The sequence below is a fragment of the Hymenobacter latericoloratus genome (genome assembly GCF_014199535.1).
In the GTDB taxonomy this organism is placed as follows: Bacteria; Bacteroidota; Bacteroidia; order Cytophagales; family Hymenobacteraceae; genus Hymenobacter; species Hymenobacter latericoloratus.
In genome coordinates this window covers 1,179,338-1,195,077 of sequence record NZ_JACHNV010000001.1, presented here as the reverse complement: position 1 = coordinate 1,195,077, position 15,740 = coordinate 1,179,338, and the positions used below count along the sequence as shown (strand labels likewise).

General features: G+C 56.6%; 14 protein-coding genes and 1 tRNA gene. 2 read left to right on the top strand and 13 right to left on the bottom strand.

What is annotated here, in order from left to right; translation table 11 throughout:
- Positions 1–442: 442 nt before the first annotated feature.
- Positions 443–1,267 carry a 3-deoxy-8-phosphooctulonate synthase gene (gene kdsA, locus GGU46_RS05180; protein ID WP_183402454.1) on the bottom strand — a complete coding sequence of 275 codons (825 nt, stop codon included), beginning with the start codon at positions 1,265–1,267 and terminating at the stop codon, positions 443–445.
- Positions 1,268–1,662: 395 nt separating this feature from the next.
- Positions 1,663–2,271: a class I SAM-dependent methyltransferase gene (locus tag GGU46_RS05175; RefSeq protein ID WP_183402453.1), complete on the bottom strand. Its 609-nt coding sequence runs from the start codon at positions 2,269–2,271 to the stop codon at positions 1,663–1,665.
- 112 nt (positions 2,272–2,383) lie between these two features.
- On the opposite strand from GGU46_RS05175, the gene GGU46_RS05170 reads away from it, so the two are divergent.
- Positions 2,384–3,331: a hypothetical protein gene (locus GGU46_RS05170; protein ID WP_183402452.1), complete on the top strand. Its 948-nt coding sequence runs from the start codon at positions 2,384–2,386 to the stop codon at positions 3,329–3,331.
- Between the two features lie 161 nt (positions 3,332–3,492).
- Here GGU46_RS05170 and cphA read toward each other — a convergent pair whose 3' ends face one another.
- The 8 genes from cphA to GGU46_RS05130 form a co-directional block, all read right to left on the bottom strand.
- A complete protein-coding gene (cphA, locus tag GGU46_RS05165) occupies positions 3,493–6,117 on the bottom strand; it encodes a cyanophycin synthetase (RefSeq protein ID WP_183402451.1) in 2,625 nt (874 codons plus the stop codon).
- A 279-nt stretch (positions 6,118–6,396) separates the two neighbouring features.
- Positions 6,397–6,467: transfer RNA gene (locus GGU46_RS05160), tRNA-Cys, on the bottom strand.
- Positions 6,468–6,768: 301 nt separating this feature from the next.
- The gene (rpsA, locus tag GGU46_RS05155) at positions 6,769–8,595 is read right to left on the bottom strand and encodes a 30S ribosomal protein S1 (RefSeq protein WP_183402450.1); all 1,827 of its coding nucleotides are present in this window, start codon (positions 8,593–8,595) and stop codon (positions 6,769–6,771) included.
- 176 nt (positions 8,596–8,771) lie between these two features.
- Entirely contained in the window at positions 8,772–9,209 is a 438-nt protein-coding gene (locus GGU46_RS05150) for a DUF7878 domain-containing protein (RefSeq protein WP_183402449.1), read from the bottom strand.
- A gap of 156 nt (positions 9,210–9,365) precedes the next feature.
- Positions 9,366–9,773, bottom strand: a complete 408-nt coding sequence (locus GGU46_RS05145) for a putative toxin-antitoxin system toxin component, PIN family (RefSeq protein WP_183402448.1) — start codon at positions 9,771–9,773, stop codon at positions 9,366–9,368.
- A complete protein-coding gene (locus GGU46_RS05140) occupies positions 9,770–10,066 on the bottom strand; it encodes a hypothetical protein (RefSeq protein ID WP_183402447.1) in 297 nt (98 codons plus the stop codon). The genes GGU46_RS05145 and GGU46_RS05140 overlap by 4 nt, the downstream gene beginning before the upstream one ends.
- 11 nt (positions 10,067–10,077) lie before the next feature.
- Entirely contained in the window at positions 10,078–11,211 is a 1,134-nt protein-coding gene (locus GGU46_RS05135; RefSeq protein WP_183402446.1) for a fatty acid desaturase family protein, read from the bottom strand.
- A gap of 159 nt (positions 11,212–11,370) precedes the next feature.
- Positions 11,371–12,636 (bottom strand): RsiV family protein, encoded by a 1,266-nt coding sequence (locus tag GGU46_RS05130; RefSeq protein WP_183402445.1) that lies wholly within the window; start codon positions 12,634–12,636, stop codon positions 11,371–11,373.
- A 134-nt stretch (positions 12,637–12,770) separates the two neighbouring features.
- Between GGU46_RS05130 and GGU46_RS05125 the strand changes: the two genes are divergently transcribed.
- A complete protein-coding gene (locus GGU46_RS05125) occupies positions 12,771–13,637 on the top strand; it encodes an alpha/beta fold hydrolase (protein ID WP_183402444.1) in 867 nt (288 codons plus the stop codon).
- A gap of 69 nt (positions 13,638–13,706) precedes the next feature.
- Here GGU46_RS05125 and GGU46_RS05120 read toward each other — a convergent pair whose 3' ends face one another.
- From GGU46_RS05120 to GGU46_RS05110, 3 genes are all read right to left on the bottom strand, one after another.
- Entirely contained in the window at positions 13,707–14,060 is a 354-nt protein-coding gene (locus GGU46_RS05120; protein WP_184093890.1) for a hypothetical protein, read from the bottom strand.
- A 157-nt stretch (positions 14,061–14,217) separates the two neighbouring features.
- The gene (locus tag GGU46_RS05115) at positions 14,218–14,712 is read right to left on the bottom strand and encodes an HNH endonuclease (RefSeq protein ID WP_110977144.1); all 495 of its coding nucleotides are present in this window, start codon (positions 14,710–14,712) and stop codon (positions 14,218–14,220) included.
- A 122-nt stretch (positions 14,713–14,834) separates the two neighbouring features.
- Positions 14,835–15,641: a C40 family peptidase gene (locus GGU46_RS05110; RefSeq protein ID WP_246398599.1), complete on the bottom strand. Its 807-nt coding sequence runs from the start codon at positions 15,639–15,641 to the stop codon at positions 14,835–14,837.
- Positions 15,642–15,740 lie beyond the last annotated feature (99 nt).

The window sequence follows — 15,740 nt, the reverse complement described above, 5'->3', positions numbered from 1 at the left end:
TTACTAAAAATAATAGTAAAACAAACCCGCCTAATACTAGTATATTTGGCACACGTACGGTTGTCACCCCGCCAACACGGCTGCCTAAAACGCAGTGAAGCCCGTGTTGCGAGCACGGGCTTCGGGATAAGTAGGGTGTTTAGGCCACCCTCAAATCCATTGGTTATGGGACAGGGTCGTACTGACATGGATGGGCTTCGTTTCCAATGCTCCATTCATGTGACCACTACATTCGTTGTGAAGGTAGTGGCCGCTTTAGGCGGAATCGGAGGGTTATACCTCCTGTTCAACCCCTAGCGGTATGGGTAGCAGGGGGCAGAAGCTTCCTGCTACTTTCGTTTTCAACGAAACAAATATACTGGATGTTTTGGCAAACAATTTATACCGGCCGGCAACTATCCGCAGCCTGCGGCCAGTAATTTTTGCCAACTGATTGCTCCAGCTACCGCACCGCTTCCCGCACCCGGGTGAGCTTCACCAGCAGGTCCTCCAGCCGGTCGAGGGCCAGCATATTGGCCCCATCCGACTTGGCCGTGGCGGGCGTGGGGTGGGTTTCAATGAACAGGCCGTCGGCGCCTACGGCAATGGCGGCTTTGGCAATGGTTTCAATCAGCTGGGGCTTGCCGCCCGTAACGCCGCTGCTTTGGTTGGGTTGCTGCAGGGAGTGCGTTACGTCCATCACCACGGGTACGCCAAACTCGCGCATCACGGGCAGGTTGCGAAAATCAACTACCAAGTCAGAGTAGCCAAAGGAGTTACCCCGGTCAGTGAGGATAACGTGCTCGTTGCCCGACTGCTTTACCTTATCCACGGCAAATTGCATGGACTCGCCGCTCAGGAACTGGCCTTTTTTCACGTTGACCACTTTTCCGGTTTTGGCCGCTGCCACCAGCAAATCCGTCTGCCGGCACAGAAAGGCCGGAATCTGGAGCACGTCCACGTACTCAGCGGCCAGGACTGCTTCCTCTGATTCGTGAATGTCGGTAACGGTGGGCACCCCCATTTCCCGGCCTACCTTCTGCAGAATACGCAGGGCCTTCTCGTCGCCGATGCCGGTGTAGGAATCGAGGCGGGAGCGGTTGGCTTTGCGGTAGGAGCCCTTGAAGATGTACGGAATCTGGAGCTTATCGGTGAGCTGCCGGACCTGCTCGGCAATGCGCAGGGCCATGTCTTCGCCCTCAATCACGCAGGGGCCCGCCATCAGGAAAAACTGGCCGGAGTTGGTGTTGCGAAAGTGGGGCAGAACGGTGGCGAGGTTTTCAATCATGGGAAATTCAAACAAGTTGATTCAGTAGAAGGACTACGGTGAGCAAGCATCAACACCTGTGATGATGCAACTGATCGAGCAAAAGTTTGGTGAAATTCAGTTTACCTCTATGCAAGAACGCTGCTGGTTGTATGCTTTCTGCGTGGCAAGGACCACAGCAGCCAGGAAATAATCAACCAGAGTGCTCCGGCAAACAAAAAGGATAAAGCATATACGTCTGCATCTTCAGAATCCCAGACTATTCCATTACGCAATTCCTGCTCGGTATAAGTATTGAGAAAACGGCGGTGTACTGCATATGCGAATGCAACAGCTATTGAGCTACAAAACAGCCAAGCTAGCGTCAGCACTATACATCCTATAGTAGAAACTGGCTTGTTAACAGACTGCATAGGTCATTGAGCCCTCTTGCGTAAACACATGAACAACTCCCGACCCCGGCGCGGGGGCAGGGAGTTAGTGGCCGCGTCAAAATGCACGAAATCAAAATAAGGTGCAAAGTACTCCCGGTACTCCTCGCGGGAGCCCCCGAACGGTGGACCGGGCTGGCTGAACTCCGTGTCGAACAGCAAGCCCATTAGCGTACCGCCGGGTTGTAGTAGGTGGGCACATTGCTGGGCATACGCCGGGCGCAAGCCCGGGTCCAGGGCACAGAAAAAGGTTTGCTCTACTATCAGGTCGTAGGCAGGGGTAGGCGCCAGCCGGAAGAAATCCTGCTGGAGCAGGTGCTGCGGCGGGAAATCCGGTACGCGCTGGTGTAGGCTCTGCAGAGGTGCGGTGGCCACGTCGGCCACCCACACGTTGGGCCAGCCCTGGCGGTGCAGGTACTCGGCCTCGTAAGCACGGCCAGCACCCGGAATCAGGATGCGGCGGGCATCGGGTGGCCCCAGTTGCGCAAAATAATCCCGCAGTGGGGGCGTTATGCCGCCCGTATCCCACCCGGTTTGGCCGGCCAGGTAGCGCTGCTGCCAGTACGCGGCATCAAGTTGCGAATCCGGGTGCATATTGTAGCTGGGTTGTACCTTCGGCACTTGCCTGGGTACGGAACTCCGTTATTTTTGCCCAAAGGTACTACCTGCGCCCGGACTCTCCGGGCTTCACTTAACCCCTCTTGCTATGGAACAAGACCAGAACCCCGAGCCGAAGAATAACAACCGCGTCCTGCTGATTGTGGCCCTGATTCTGGTGCTGCTGGGTATTAATGGCCTGCTTTTCTATATGAACCAGCAGAAAGCCAAGCAAAACGAGCAGCTGCAGGCGGATGTAGTCACCAAAGACGCGAAGCTGGAGGAGCAAATAAAGCAGTACGAAGCTCTGAAGGCCGATTATGAGCGCCAGAGCCAGGAGGTGCAGGGCATGGGGCTGGCCAACGATTCTCTGGAAGCCAAGCTGGCCCAGATCAATGCCGACTTGCTGAAGCTACGTTCTTTTCGCGCCGGCAGCTTTAGTATTGCCGAGCAGCAGCGCTTTAAGCAGCGGGCCGCCAACTTCGAGGTGCAGTTGCGGAAGAAGGACGAGGAAATTGCCCAGCTGAAAGCCGACAACGAGGCGCTTTACACCGAAACGACGACGCTGAAGGAGCGTCAGAACAAGCTTACGGACACCATTTCGACGGTAGTACGCTCCAACCAGGAGCTGAGCGAGAAAGTGGCCGTAGCCTCGCGCCTGCAGGCTGAGAACATCCGGGTAGGCGTTATTAACAGCCGCGAAAAAGAGAAGGCCGACGACGACAATGAGTTCAAGGCTAAGCGGGTCGAGAAAATCAAGGTAACCTTCAACCTGGCCCGCAACGATGTGTCGCCGAAGGAAACCAAGCAGATTCTGATGCGCCTGATTGAGCCCGACGGCGCGGCCCTCTATAACCTGAGCACCGGCGGCGGCACCTTCATGATTGACGGCGCCGAGGCTTTCTACACCGCCAAACAGGACATTGTATTCGACAATACCCGTCAGCCCGTACAGTTCCTCTACGCCAAAGGGGCCAGCTACAAAACCGGCCTCCACACCGTGGAGCTCTACGAAGGCGGCGTGATGATCGGCAAAACCACCTTCACCCTTAAATAGAATCACGGATTGAGCAGATTTCGCGGATTCTGGTCACGACGAAAATCTTTCCAGCACAAAAAAGCCTCTCCTAAATGGAGAGGCTTTTTTGTGGCTAGTAACCGCCGATTTGGTTTCAAGTGGTTGCTGTGACCAAAATCCGCGAAATCTGCTTAATCCGTCTAAATCCGTGATTCAAAGTCGTCGAGCTTCTTAAGCGTGGCTTTGATATTTTCGGTAAAGAGGACCACCACGGAGCCGGGCTGGGCCGTGGCCAGCACATGGTCGATGGCGTCCATTTCGTTTTCGATGTAGGTAATGGGCAGATCCGGAGTATCCAGGCGCAGGCCGCGGGTCATAATCTCCTTGAGTTCCTCGGCCGTTTTGCCGCGCAGGTCCCGGTCCTGCCGCAGCACCACTTCATCGAAGATGCGGCCAGCTACCCGCGCGAAGCTCAGGGTATCTTCGTCGCGCCGGTCGCCCAGGCCCGATACTACCCCTACTTTATGCGTCGCCTCCGTGGCATTCAGGAACTCCGCGAATTTCTCGATGCCGTGGGTATTGTGGGCATAATCTACAATCACCTCAAACGTCGGGAACTTGTACACGTTCATGCGGCCCGGCGTTTTGGCCGCCGACGGCACAAAGGTGCGCAAGGCCTGCTTGATATCGTCCTTATCGAAGCCGTAGCAGTAACAGGCCAGGGCGGCGGCCAATGAGTTTTCAATGTTGAAGGTGGCCCTACCCCCAAACGTGATGGGAAACTCCGAAGCGCGGTCGATGCGCAGCTTGTAGCTGTTTTTGTAAATCGTGATGTAGCCTTCCTCGTACACGGCGGCCAGCCCCCCGTTCTCGGCGTGCTCCCGGATGCGGGGGCTGTGCTCATTCATACTGAACAAGGCCACCCGGCACTCCAGCTTTTCGCGCATGGCGTACACCAGGTCATCATCGGCGTTGAGAACAGCCCAGCCGTTTTTGCGCACAGTGCGGGGTAGCACGCCCTTCACGGCGGCCATCTCCTCCACCGTGTAAATGTCGCGCATGCCCAGGTGGTCGGCGGCTACGTTGGTTACAATGGCAATATCACAGGTATGGAACCCGAGGCCCGAGCGGAGCATACCTCCCCGGGCGGTTTCGAGCACGGCAAAATTTACCGTTGGGTCTTTTAGGACGAACTCGGCGCTCTGCCCGCCCGTGCAGTCCCCGCTCTGCAGCTGCACCCCCTGAATGTAGATGCCGCTGGTGGTGGTATGTCCTACTTTGTAGCCCTTGGAAGCCACGATGTGCGACAACAAGTGCGTGGTAGTTGTTTTACCGTTGGTGCCCGTTACGGCCATAATGGGAATGCGAGCAGTGCTACCCGGCGGAAACAGCATATCCACCACCGGCGCGGCTACGTTGCGCGGCAGCCCTTCGGTGGGCGCTACGTGCATCCGGAAGCCAGGGGCGGCGTTTACCTCAATCACCGCGCCGCGCGTTTCGTTCAGCGGAATGGCAATGTCCGAAGTCAGCAAATCAATTCCGCAAATGTCCAGCCCAATAATCCCGGCCACGCGTTCAGCCAGCAGCACATTGTACGGATGCACCAGGTCGGTTACATCGGTGGCGGTGCCGCCGGTGCTGATGTTGGCCGTGCTCTTGAGGTAGATTTCCTGCCCGGCCGGCAGTACCGAATCCAGGGTCAGGTCGTGGGTTTTGAGGATGTCCAGCGTGTGCTGGTCGGCCTTGATGCTGGTCAACTCCTTTTCGTGACCCACGCCCCGGCGCGGATCCTCGTTTACCTTAGCAATGAGTTGTTGAATGGTGCTGACGCCATTGCCGGTAACGGCGGCCGGCGTGCGCTTGGCGGCGGCAATCAGCTTGCCATTTACTACCAACAGGCGGTAGTCATGGCCCTCAATAAACTGCTCTACAATCACGGCCCGGGAGTATTTCTGGGCCGCCTTCAGGCCTTCTACCGCGTCCTCCCAGTTCATGATGCGGATGGTAGCGCCCTTGCCGTGGTTACCGTCCAGGGGTTTGGTCACAATCGGGAAGCCCAAGTCCTCCACCGCGTCGCGCAGGCCATCCTCCGAGTACACAGTGGTTCCGTACGGCACCGGTACGCCGGCATCTTTCAGCATGGCTTTGGTGCGGTTCTTATTGCCCGCCACCTCCACCCCGGCGTGCGAGGTATAGCTGGTGGTAGTCGCCCAAATGCGCTTCTGGTTGACCCCGTAGCCCAGCTGAATAATGTTGCTGTTCTTGAGCTGGATGTAGGGAATATTACGCGAGGCGGCTTCCGCTACGATGCTGTACGTACTGGGCCCGAAAAACTCCTCTTCCCGAATCTCGTGTAGCTCATCAATAATGGGCTTCAGAGTTACGGCCCGGCCCTGGCATAAGTCTTCCACTATCTGCACGGCCGCTTCGGCCGCTACCCGTCCGGCACGCTCCTCCTGGTAGCTGAATACCACAAAATCAACGCCTTCCTGATGAGCCGGATACGACTTACCCCAGAATACGGGCATACCAGCCGTGCGCTGCAGGGCCAGGGCAACGTGCAGGATTACATGGCTCAGCGGCTCCCCATCTATCAGCTGTTCTTCCGTCAGGGGCGGATGCTTGCTCAGTGATTTTTCGGAGTCCGTTGGTTGGGGCTGGGCCAGTTCCGGCAGCAGTTTAGGTAGCTGCTCGGCCAAAGCTGGCACGCTGTTCGACCACGTATCGGCCAGATCCTGCAAGTCTACTTTCATTACAATCAGCTTGTAATGCTTCACAGACCAGTAGCTGGGGCCGCGCATTGTGCGGAGGTCAATAATTTTCATGGGAGAAGAAGGGGGAGTGGAATAATCAGGTGCGCGATTCTACGCGGGAATGAAATGTAGGGATTATACCGCTGGAATCATTTTTTTCAGCATCTGGCAGCAAACCTATCTATGCCGGTCATTTTCAACGAATAGGTCTTGGGAAATAAATTTCTTAGTTGGGTTATATTCTTTCCGTTTAACTGATATGTGAGTTGAGGAGAAAGGCCATAAAATGCAAAAACCCCGGTCGGGGCTAATCGACCGGGGCACTAGGCACTCTGAAAACAGGAAAAAAAGAGGTGACGAGCGGATTCGAACCGCTGTAGGAGGTTTTGCAGACCTCTACCTAGCCACTCGGTCACGTCACCAGTGGTTTTGAGGATGCAAACATACGCCTTAATCCGACTTTCGCCAAGTCACGCAGCGTATTTTCGCTTGCTGGCCGGGTAAGTAACTGTATTTCTGCAGGAAATTTTATATCTATCACACTTCTGCGCTGCCAGGAGTTGTCATCCCGAGCGAAGCGGGGAATCTGGGTTACTGTCTTGCGAGTAACCCAGATTCCCCGCTTCGCTCGGGATGGCATATTTTCCTACCCCCTCTTACAACAAAAGGCCCCGGATTGCTCCGGGGCCTTCTGGTTAGGTAGCCTACAAGAGACCAACGAAATTACTCGCCGCCTTGCTCGTTGCCCAGCATCTTGTCGCGCAGAGCCGACAGAGCGTCCAGGTCACCGAGGGTCGATTTCTCGGCCGGCTGGGCTTTCTTCAGGTCGCTGAGCTTGCCTTCGCCTTGAGCGCCGGCAGCGGCACCCGTAGCGGGCTTCTTCTTGGCGAACTTGGCAGCGCGGCTGTCTTCTTCCTGCGCCTGGTTGAACACGGCAGTGTGCGACAGCACGATGCGACGGTCATCTTTCGAGAACTCAACCACGCGGAAGTCCAGCGTTTCGCCGTTCTCAGCGTTGCTGCCGTCTTCCTTCACCAGCGACTTGGGATACGCGAAGCCTTCGATGCCGTAAGGCAGCTCGAGAACCGCACCACGGTCGTTTTTCTCGGTGATGGTAGCCTTGTGTACCGAGCCGGGGGTGAACACCGTCTGGAACGTATCCCAGGGGTTTTCTTCCAGCTGCTTGTGACCCAGGGCCAGACGACGGTTCGCTACGTCCAGTTCCAGCACTACCACGTCCAGACGATCACCCACCTTCACTACTTCCGAAGGATGCTTGATCTTCTTGGTCCACGACAGGTCGGAAACGTGCACGAGGCCGTCCACACCTTCTTCCAGCTCCACGAACAGGCCGAAGTTGGTCAGGTTGCGCACCAGACCGTTGTGGTTGGTACCTACGGCGTACTTCGTAGCGAAGTCGCCACGGGTCCACGGATCTTCGGTCAGCTGCTTGATGCCCAGGCTCATCTTGCGGTCTTCGCGGTCGAGGGTCAGGATCTGAGCCTCTACTACGTCGCCCTGCTTGATGAAGTCCTGCGGGTTACGCAGGTGCTGGCTCCACGACATTTCGGAAACGTGGATCAGGCCTTCTACGCCGGGGATGATTTCCATGAACGCACCGTAGTCGGCCACGTTCACGATACGGCCTTTCACCTTCGAGCCTACGCCCATATCGGCGCCCAGCGAATCCCATGGGTGGGGAGTCAGCTGCTTCAGGCCGAGGCTGATACGCTTCTTGGCTTCGTCGAAGTCCAGCACTACGATGTTCAGCTTCTGGTCGAGCTGCAGCACTTCGCTCGGGTGAGCGATGCGGCCCCACGAGATGTCGGTGATGTGCAGCAGACCATCTACGCCACCGAGGTCGATGAACACACCGAAGTTGGTCATGTTCTTGATAACGCCCTCGAGGATCTGGCCTTTTTCCAGGTTGTTGAGGATGGCTTCGCGCTGCTTCTCGAGGTCTTTCTCGATCAGGACTTTGTGCGAAACTACCACGTTGTCGAAAGCGGCGTTGATTTTCACCACTTTCACTTCCATGCGACGACCCACGTAGATGTCGAAGTCACGGATGGGCTTCACGTCGATCTGCGAGCCGGGCAGGAAGGCTTCAACGCCGTCCAGGTCCATGATCAGACCACCTTTGGTGCGGCGCTTCACTACGCCTTCCAGAACGGTGTCGTTCTCCAGAGCGTCGTAAATAGCTTTCCAAGCCTGCTTGATCTTGGCCTTCTTACGGCTCAGGATCAGCTGACCGTTCTGGTCTTCCTGGTCCTCGATGAATACCTCTACCTCGTCGCCCACTTTCAGCTCGGGCAGGTCGCGGAATTCGGAGAGGGGCACCAGACCATCGGATTTGAAGCCGATGTTCAGGATTACGTCGCGGTCAGTGATGCCCACAACGGTGCCTTTGATTACTTCTTCTTCCTGGACAGTCGTCAGCGTGTTGCTGTACATCTGCTCCATTTCAGCGCGCTGCTCAGCGGTGTAGTTGCCACCGAAAGCGTTAGCTGAAACGTTGTCCCAGTCGAAGTTGTCTACTACTTCTGCCATGATATAGCGGATGGCCCTCGTGTACACGTCCGGCGCAGGGCCCGCCTCCGGAACGCGTTTTTACTTGATACACAGCGCAGTTACGCCGGCCTCGCCACCCTGGCGGGGCGGCAAAGATACGGAGTTCAGAGCTATTTGCCACAGGACAAAGTGTTATTACAAACGGCTTTATTCCGCTACGACAGTGTAGCAACGAGCCCTACTAAGCCTCTACGACCTAATTCTGTATGCAGCCCTTCTATAAATGACGTAGCAGCCACTGTTAACTCTTGCTCATTCATGAGTCTGGGGCAGGCGGATTTTTGCCAGATAGAGTGAATCAGGTAACACGCATTGTCAACAGGTTTTAGTGTTAGTATTGCTCCTTCTCCTGCATCATGATCCATCGTGAAATATTCCATGGGTACTGCCTGATCTGTTGCTTTAACTTTTGCCAACCACTTATTCAGCACTATTCCGAATTCGACTAACATTATACCAGGCTCATGAAAATATACCTGCTCGTCAATTTTGATAATCAATTCTCCTTCCAAGTAGGCTAAAGCATATTTCAACTGATCATCAGTTGGACACCTCTGAATAGTAAATTCTAACTTAAGGTCTGTATCTGTCATTGAATTTAAGGTATAAGGTAGCCTAACAATAGAAATAGCAGCTTTAAATGAAGCCGCTATTTCTATTGTTGAAACTCTCGTTGATCTTATGCCTACCCAACTCGCGCAAGTGCGCCACGTGGGAGGCTACCGCGTAGCGCATCTTAAGTCAAGAGACTATAGCACAAGCAATTCCAAAAACGCCTGCGCTGTGAGTACCTTGACTTGAGGGAATTTGACCTCAACAAGTTGCCGGAAGTGCGCATCATTGGTAACCAAAAAATCGGCTTGACCAGCTACGGCACAATCAACAAACTTCTCATCATCCGGGTCTTGAGGAATTAGTCGGAACTGAAAGCGGGGATTTACTCTATGCACATTGCTGAAGTTCTGCAGTGCGTTGAGAAAGTTGCCAGCTACTTCTGCACTACTTTGCAGGCCAATAATTTCCTCGTATTCGAGCAATATGTTGCTTGTTACCAACAAGTCATATTCCTGTAGCCGGAGCGCATCAACAATTGGTCGGTACTTCGATCTGCGGCTGATTGAAACCAACAAAACGTTGGTATCAAGCACGATTCTCATGAAGCTTTGCGTTTAGAGGAGCGCATTGTTTCAATCAACCATTGCTCCATCGTTTCTGCAGACCATCCTTTCTCATCCCATAATGCATCCATGGCGGCCGTTGCCTTTTCGGCATAATACAGCCCAATCAGGTGCCGGATTTCGGCGGCATCTTGGCTGGGTACCCGTACGGCGGTAGAATCACCTGGGGGAACGGTACTGGTTGATTCCGCTAGCTTCTGCAACAATAACTCCTGCAACTGCTCCTCGCTGAGTTGAACCGAATCGGGTAGTTGCAACACAATAGTTTTCATACCGAGAGTCTTTACTCAAACATACGAAAAAGGCGCCCACGGCGAGTAAGCTTCGCAGTGGGCGCCTCCATGGCGGATGCAGCTTCCCTACCCAACTCGCGCAGGTGCGCCACGTGCGAAGCTACCGCGTAGCGCATCTTGGGATATTCGTTGTACTCCACGCCGAACTCCGCGCACATCTGGCGGATAATCTTGTTGAGGGCGGGGTAATGGACGTGGGAGATGTTGGGGAACAAGTGGTGCTCGACCTGGAAGTTGAGGCCGCCCACCAGCCAGCTGATGATTTTGTTATCGGTGGCGAAGTTGGCGGTGGTTTTGATCTGGTGGATGGCCCACTCGTCCTCAATCTTGCGGGTGGTTTCGTGGGGCACTACGAAGCTGGTATGCTCCACGGTGTGGGCCAGCTGAAACACGATGCTCAGGGTAAAGCCGGCTACCGCCATAAACACCAGAAAGCCTACCAGCCAGGCCACGAAGCCGGTGGTGTAGATGGGCAGGGCCACGAACAGGCCCAGGTGCAGCACCTTGAAGCCCCAGAACACGCCTTGGTCGGAGGCCGTCATCTTCTTGATGGGCATTTCACCGATTTTGCCGCGGAAGTACTTCTGGTAGTCCATGTAGAAAATCCAGGCGATGAACAGCAGGGCGTAGAAAAACCAGAAGTACAGGTGCTGGAAGCGGTGGAGCTTGCGGCGGGGCTGCTCGGGGCTGAGGCGCAGCCAGGGCTGGGCGTCGAGGTCGTCATCCACGCCTTCCACGTTGGTGTACATGTGGTGAATGAGGTTGTGCTTCATGTTCCACATGAAGGAGTTGCCGCCCATTACGTTTAGGGTGAAGGCGGCAAACTGATTGATCCACTTGCGCTTGCTGAAAGAGCCGTGGGCCCCGTCGTGCATAACGTTGAAGCCGATGGCCGCCCCAATAAAGCCCAGCAGGGCGCACTCCGCTACCCCCAGCAAGGCTGAGGGAGTCCAGAACACAAGGTGCAGGTACACGGCCACGAAGGCCGCCGTGAGCAGACAGGCTTTGAAGAGCAGGCGCTTGCCGCCGGTAGTCGACTTACCGGCTTCCTCAAAGTAGGCGTTGGTGCGGCGCTTCAGCTCCTGGTGGAAGGAGCGCGAAGCGGCAAATTTGGGTGCTTGCATACAGGGTGATGAGAAGAAACTCGTGCAAAGATACCGGTTCTGCTGCCCGGGCGAGTGGCCTGACGCGGAAAGGCGGGATTTTGTACCTCAAGGCTAATAGGCCCGGTAGGTGCTACCGGAGTAGCGCCTCTTCTCTAAGCCCGCCAGCCCGAACTTCGTTCATTTCCGGACTACCTCTCCCCTACCCCCTAAGGGTAAGTTAGGCTTCAGCAAGGGCCGCAGGGCCGACAAGGGCACGAACACCCGGATTTCGCCCTGGGCGTAGGAGGCCACCTCGTAGGGCGCATACACGAACACGGCCCCACCACTGGTCAGGTACACGTTGGCGGTGGCAGGCAGCGTGTTTTCGAACAGGGCGGCGGAAAGGGGCTGGCCGGGCTTGAGCCCCAGGGCGGGGCGGGCGTACCGGCCCAGCAGCTTTTCCAGCTGGACTTCGGTGCCAGACTGGAAGATATCGGCGGAGCGGAGGGGGCGGCCGGTGCGGGTATCGTAGCTGCAGACGGTAGTACCGTAGTTGCCGTGGGCCCCGCCTCCGTAGTAGTAGCTGAAATACCCGACGCTGAGCAGGTTGCCTTCGTTCCAAAGCACGTAGGTGCTGGTTTGGTCTTCGTAGCGCAGGGTAGCAAACGGGCGGTAGCTGCTGGTGTCGGCTTCCAGCTCCGTCAGCATTACGCCGGCTTCCTGCTGATAATCCGAGGTAAAGCTGCGGAGCTGTTCTTTCCAGAGGGCCTCAAGAGCGGGAGCGGGCTGGGTATCGAGGGTGTCGCCGCGCAGACCACGCAGGATGTTCGCGGTCAGCGCCGCTTTTGCTACCCCCGAAACCGGCACCAAGGCATGCAGAGCAACATTGCCGACAATAGTGTCCTGGGGATGATTGGGGCGAGCCGGTACTTTCGCTGCGAAGCTTCGAGAGGCAAACTGCACCCCTTGGGGCGGCTGCACTAGCCGGAGCTGCACGGGTTGGCCCGCACGGGTGCCCACCAGGAGATTTCCTTGCTCGCGCAGTCGCCACGATGCGCCGTTTTGGTCCGCATCCAGCATTTCGGAGCTTACCTCGCGCACATTCAGGCTGTCAGTACCGGCGGGCGTATCGCCGGCCAGGTCGTAGGGGTGTCCATCGGCCGTGGCGTAAAAGCCCACCAACCGTCCGAGAGTGGATTCGCCGGGCGCGGCAGGCAGGCGCTGCAGATGCACCATAACGCTGTCGGGGGAGCCGGGCAGCACGCCCCGGTACTGGCGGTACCAAGTGCCCGGGGAGTTGGCGGGCGCAGTGGGGGTAGTAGCCGCCGCCGACGTGGGAGCAGTAGTGTGGGCGGTGGGTTTATTAGAGCGGGAGTTGCAGGCAGTCAGGGCAGAGCCTAGCAGAACACCGGGCAGAAAGTACCGAACCAGCAGCAAGGAGTGAAAACAGGAAGGAAAGCTCATGCGTCAAAGAACGGTGAATTGTGCCTAATGCGGCCGCGTGTGTAACATCTTGGCATCGGCAAGCCTAGCACCCCAGCTCAGCCGTACGACAATAAGGAGATTTTATTGACCTCACCCTTTCACTTCCTTCCTGTATGAGCTATATTAAAGTAGGCCAGGACGCCAATGGCAGCGACGTAAAGCTGCACTATATTGATCAAGGCACGGGCAACCCTATTGTGTTGATTCACGGCTGGCCTGCTACCTACGAAATGTGGGAATATCAGCTGGCCGAGTTGCCCAAGCACGGCAACCGGGTGGTAGCCTATACGCGCCGTGGCTTCGGCAATTCTTCCAAAACCTGGGAAGGCAACGACTACGACACCTTCGCCGACGATTTGAACGCCGTGCTGGAAACCCTGAACCTGCAGAACGTAACGCTGGTAGGCTTTTCCATGGGTGGCGGCGAGGTAGCCCGCTACATGAGCCGCTACGGTGGGGCTCGCGTAGCACGGGTGGCCTTTGTATCGGCCGTGACGCCCTTCCTGCTCAAAACCGACGATAACCCCGACGGCGCCGATAAATCGGTGTTCGACGACATGGTGGAAAACATCCGCAAGGACCGGTTCGACTTCCTGCAGAGCTTCGGCAAGAAGTTCTTCGGCGTGGGCGTTATCAGCCACCCGGTGAGCCAGGCTACCCTGGACTGGATGCAGTCGATGTGCCAGCTGGCCTCTCCCCGCGCCACCGAGCAGTGCGTGTATGCCTTCGCCGCCACCGATTTCCGCCAAGACCTGGCAGCCCTGAAAGTTCCTACCCTGGTCATCCACGGCAGCAGCGACGACACCGTACCCGCCAAGAACAGCGGCGAGCGGATGACCCAGTACGTGCCCCACGCCCAGTTTGTAGAGTACAGTGGGGCTCCGCACGGCCTGTTCATCACGGAGAAGGACCGCCTGAACCGCGACCTGCTGGCTTTTGCCAGCGGTGGCAATATAGGCGGCACTGCTAACGAGTTCTAGTCGTTTGCTCAGCATACAGCAGCGCCCCTGGGTTATGCAGGCCCAGGGGCGCTGCTGTGTTTCAGGCAGTTAGGGTTTGGCCAGGCTGATGGATAGTTGGCTGGTTGCTAAATCGGTCACATTCACCTCGTACGTGTAGTTGCCACTTTGGAGCGGGGTTGGATCGACATAGTCAATTGGTTGCCACACCAGCCGCTGGCCATTCACCACTACCCGTACGTAGGCGTACGAATAGGCCTCAGTGAATGCGCTGTAGGCAGAGTTCTGACCGGCTCGCAGGCTTCCGTAGTGGTGGGTGCCGCCCGGAGTGGCTACGTACACGCTGTCAAACTGGTAGCTGCTGGTGTTTTTCACCCGAAGAAAAACTTCCTTAGATTCCTCTTCTTTCTGACAGCTTACGCTCAGCAACCCACTGAGTCCCATACTTAGTAGTATGCGCCGCTTCATATTCCGTTACCTGATAAAGTTGCCTGTGAGATGATGAGCCGCTGCGCGCGGTAGGGGTTGCATCAACGACAAGCTAGTTCAGATAAAAGGAGCCAGGCAATAAAAAACCGGCTAGCCCCGAGGGCTGCCGGTTTTAGTGAAGGTAGGGATGCCAGTTTTGGTCGAGGGTGCCGGCGCTGAGCTTGAGGAAACCCGTGAGGGTAGGCTTTTTGGGCTGCTGCCGAATGGTGAGGCCGGCTTCCTGCGGGGTGCGGTGGCCTTTGGCGTGGTTGCACCGTGCGCAGGCCGTGAGCAGGTTGCTCCAACTGGAGTCGCCGCCCCTACTTCGGGGCAATACGTGGTCCAGGGTCAGGTTTTTCGTGGAGCCGCAGTACTGGCACTCGAAATGGTCCCGCTTCATCACGTTGTGCCGACTCAGGGCAATGCCTTTGTAGGGCACCCGCACGTAGCGCTGCAACCGGATAATGCTGGGCTTGGGATACGCCTTGCTTACCGTGCGCAGCACCCCATTTTCCGACTTGGCAATCAGCTCGGCTTTTTCCAAAAACAGAAGCACGAAGGCCTTCTGTACACTGCACAGCGTGATAGCCGTGTAGTCACCGTTTAACACAAGCACTTTTTGGTCCATACACGCTAAGAAAAAAGAATCTGGTCTGGCAGAAAGCTAGATGATTCTTAGCGCATTAACAACAGTTACCGGCTGCGAGTTGCCGGTTGCCGGATATTCATTTTTCCGGATAAGCCCGGGATTTAATCGTCGGGGAGGAGGCGCTTGATCAGGCGCAGCTTGTGGGAGTATTTCTGCCAGTCGCGGCGAAAGATGCCGTTGTGGTCCAGGGGGTCGATGCGGACCTCGCCGCTGGCGTGAATAATCTGCTGGTCTTCCAGCAGCAAGCCTACGTGGATGATGCGCCCGTCGGCGTTATCGAAAAAGGCCAGGTCGCCGGGGCGAGTCTGGGACACGAAATGCACGGTCTGGCCCATGTTAATTTGTTGGCTGGCATCGCGCGGGAGTTGCACCCCAACCAAGCCGTAGAGCTGCTGCATCAGCCCCGAGCAATCAATGCCGAACAGCGTTTTGCCGCCCCACAAGTAAGGCGACTTCAGAAACGTGAGGGCCATTTTCTGGAGCAGGCGCAGGCGCTGATCGACGGGGCCGTGGGGGCCATGGCCGTTCTGGGGGTTGGTGGCCGCCCCGTTGTAGAACAGCTGCCGCTCGCCCAGGCGCAGGGTCATGCCGTCGTAGAAGGGTAGGCGCGCGCCCAGCGTTACGGGAATGCGGTTGGCCGAGTCGCTCACCATTTGCACCACGTCCAGGGTGCGGGGGTGGTCCTGGGCCTGCCAGGCCTGCAAATACTCCGGCGTCACGGGCAGATGCTGCTTCCCGTCAATCCAGCCCACGTACTGATCGGCGGTTAGCTGAATCTGCCGCCACTGGTCCTGGGTCCGCAAAATGGAATAGCACTCCCCAAAGATGAGCTGCGTAACAATTTCGGCCTTATCCGAGGGTTCGGCTCGCACCGGCACGGCGCTCAAAGCGCATATTCCGTGTTCCAAGAGGGTGAAATGGTGAAATAGTGAAATGGTGAGTTTGACGTTCACCACGCGCAGGCAGACACCACTAGTGCGGTGCTGTCCTTAAATAACTCCACGAAG

Excerpts from the sequence above, each read along its gene's own strand:
- kdsA (WP_183402454.1), bottom strand. The coding sequence starts at position 1,267 with ATGATTGAAAACCTCGCCACCGTTCTGCCCCACTTTCGCAACACCAAC.
- GGU46_RS05175 (WP_183402453.1), bottom strand. The coding sequence starts at position 2,271 with ATGCACCCGGATTCGCAACTTGATGCCGCGTACTGGCAGCAGCGCTAC.
- GGU46_RS05170 (WP_183402452.1), top strand. The coding sequence starts at position 2,384 with ATGGAACAAGACCAGAACCCCGAGCCGAAGAATAACAACCGCGTCCTG.
- cphA (WP_183402451.1), bottom strand. The coding sequence starts at position 6,117 with ATGAAAATTATTGACCTCCGCACAATGCGCGGCCCCAGCTACTGGTCT.
- rpsA (WP_183402450.1), bottom strand. The coding sequence starts at position 8,595 with ATGGCAGAAGTAGTAGACAACTTCGACTGGGACAACGTTTCAGCTAAC.
- GGU46_RS05150 (WP_183402449.1), bottom strand. The coding sequence starts at position 9,209 with ATGACAGATACAGACCTTAAGTTAGAATTTACTATTCAGAGGTGTCCA.
- GGU46_RS05145 (WP_183402448.1), bottom strand. The coding sequence starts at position 9,773 with ATGAGAATCGTGCTTGATACCAACGTTTTGTTGGTTTCAATCAGCCGC.
- GGU46_RS05140 (WP_183402447.1), bottom strand. The coding sequence starts at position 10,066 with ATGAAAACTATTGTGTTGCAACTACCCGATTCGGTTCAACTCAGCGAG.
- GGU46_RS05135 (WP_183402446.1), bottom strand. The coding sequence starts at position 11,211 with ATGCAAGCACCCAAATTTGCCGCTTCGCGCTCCTTCCACCAGGAGCTG.
- GGU46_RS05130 (WP_183402445.1), bottom strand. The coding sequence starts at position 12,636 with ATGAGCTTTCCTTCCTGTTTTCACTCCTTGCTGCTGGTTCGGTACTTT.
- GGU46_RS05125 (WP_183402444.1), top strand. The coding sequence starts at position 12,771 with ATGAGCTATATTAAAGTAGGCCAGGACGCCAATGGCAGCGACGTAAAG.
- GGU46_RS05120 (WP_184093890.1), bottom strand. The coding sequence starts at position 14,060 with ATGGGACTCAGTGGGTTGCTGAGCGTAAGCTGTCAGAAAGAAGAGGAA.
- GGU46_RS05115 (WP_110977144.1), bottom strand. The coding sequence starts at position 14,712 with ATGGACCAAAAAGTGCTTGTGTTAAACGGTGACTACACGGCTATCACG.